This window comes from Helicobacter suis, from assembly GCF_902196135.1.
GTDB lineage: Bacteria > Campylobacterota > Campylobacteria > Campylobacterales > Helicobacteraceae > Helicobacter > Helicobacter suis_A.
Window position 1 is genome coordinate 1 of record NZ_CABIKE010000034.1, and the last position, 2,189, is coordinate 2,189.

Below are 2,189 nucleotides of genomic sequence, written 5' to 3' on the forward strand. Positions count from 1 at the left end.
AGAGCAAGAACAAGCTTTAAAAGAATTTGGGCAAAGCTTTGGAGGCGGGGCTAGGTTTGAAAATGCTAAAAGCCCACTGAGGGATAAAATAGCTAGTAGTTTTGGGGAGGATAGCGGGGCGCTTAAGGCCTTTGATAGTGCTTATAACATTCTAACCCTGCCCAAGCACACAGAAAGACAAGAGGCCTTCATTAGGGCTATTAGAGCCGATGAAAGCGGGAATTTACTAGCCTTTTTAACTGAAGCAGCAAATAGCAGTGTGCAGGCTCATAACACGCTAAAAAGTATTTTAAATAAAACTACCGCAAACCTAAAAGAACAGCTTGAAAATCTCCAGCTAAATAAGGGTGATATTAAAGCAATCTTTGATGATTTAGAAAAGGGCACGAAAGAAAGTTATAACGATGCTATAGAAAAAGCTATACCAGCGGTGCTACACAATGATATTAAAACGACACTAAACCCTGAGGCTAAGAATACGGGTGAGTTAAGCTATAAGCAGTTTAAAGCCGAGCTAAAAGATCAAGGTTTAGAACAAGAGGCCAAAGGCTTTCTAAATGTGATTGAGAAAAATATCTACAATCCTGAGGGGGTGAACTTTAGACAACTCAATAGCTCTCTTAAACTACTTAATGCCTATCATAAAAACACCAAAGACCCTAACTTTAAAGACTACATTAACAGAGCTTTAGAGGGGTTTTTAAGACGCGATATTAAAAACGGCATTGATAATTTATTTGAACAACTCCCTAAATCTAAAGTAGATCAATACAAAGAACTTTATAACACGGCATTAAATGATTATGCGGTTATGAAACAGACCCTAAAAGATGTTAAAAAACTTGGGCTAAGAGATGCGCACAATAGCACAGAAAAAGCCCTAGATAGTTTAATTAAGTTTACTAAGGGGCAGGGCGATAAGCTAGATAATCTCAGCGCCATTAGCAAGGGTTTAAGCAAACAAAACCGCGAAGTGTTAGAGCTTAATATGCTTGATAGACTTTTTAAAAAGTCTTTAGTAGATGCGCAAGATATGAGCGTATTAGATAGCTTTAAATTTATGAACCACCTAGATGAGTTAAAGCAAAGCACCTTTAAAACTCAAGGCGCTAAAGACTTTATAGAAATTGCTAAGGGCTTTCATAGATTATTTAATCAAGACGCGGCCATTGCTAAAGCACTTAAGCCAACAACGGGGGGAACAATTGGAAGTAGTATTGCTACTAGTGTAGGCGGGGCAGCACAATTTCAAGTTACTAAAGCCGCCTTTGGCTTTATTGTTAGAACTCTGCCCTATATCCCCTTTGCTAAAGCGCTTAATGATAAGGTCAGCGGGGCAGCACTCAGATACCACATTAAAGCCGCCTTGAATAAAAGCCATAGCATAGAGGCCTTTAAACAAAATCTTAACAGAATCGCAAATAGGGCTGAATTTAGCAACGCTACTAGAGTCTTAATTAGAGAGATTGAGCAAAATTTACCTAGAAGTAATATGGAAACAAAAAACATTTATGTAACAGATGGCATCAAGACTTTAAAAGAATTAAGAGGCAATTTAAAATATGCTTTAAATCCTATTTTAAACCGAGATATTAGAAATACACAAACGGGAATTATTGCTAGAATTTCTAGCACAGGATTAAATAAAATTTCTAGTTCAAAAGCCCTAAGCAAGAGCCTAGCCAATGGTTTTACTAAAGAGGAACATTTTAAGGTCGCTACGGATGTTAAAAGACTTTTTGAAAATGCCATTCCAAAAGAAAGCTACAAAGATAAAAACAATAGTCCCGATATAAAAGCTATACACAGGTATCTTACATTACTTAAAATCAATGGTAAAGAAGCGACGGCCAAAATCACCCTGAAAGAAAGTATAGAACAAGGGCACAGAATCTACAGCCTAGAGCTAGAAGAACTAAGCCCTCTACCTTCAAAGCCCCAGCACACCTATGAAGACCGGTAGAGGCAGGCTAAACTCACAAAGGTGGGAGATGTGCAAAGCTCAAAACTTTCCTACGCCTATTGTAAAGCCCACAACGGGACTATAATACACACTGCCTTAACACTGCCTTAACATGCTTGCCGCCTTGAATAAAAGCCACAGCATAGAGGCCTTTAAACAAAACCTTAACAGAATCGCAAATAGAGCTGAATTTAGCAACGCTACTAGAGTCTTAATTAGAGAGATT

At 38.1% G+C, this 2,189-nt stretch carries 1 pseudogene; it reads left to right on the forward strand.

The window, feature by feature from the left end:
* A pseudogene (locus G6Q06_RS08665) lies at positions 1-1,963 on the forward strand (hypothetical protein); the annotation flags it as partial.
* Between the last annotated feature and the right edge of the window lie 226 nt (positions 1,964-2,189).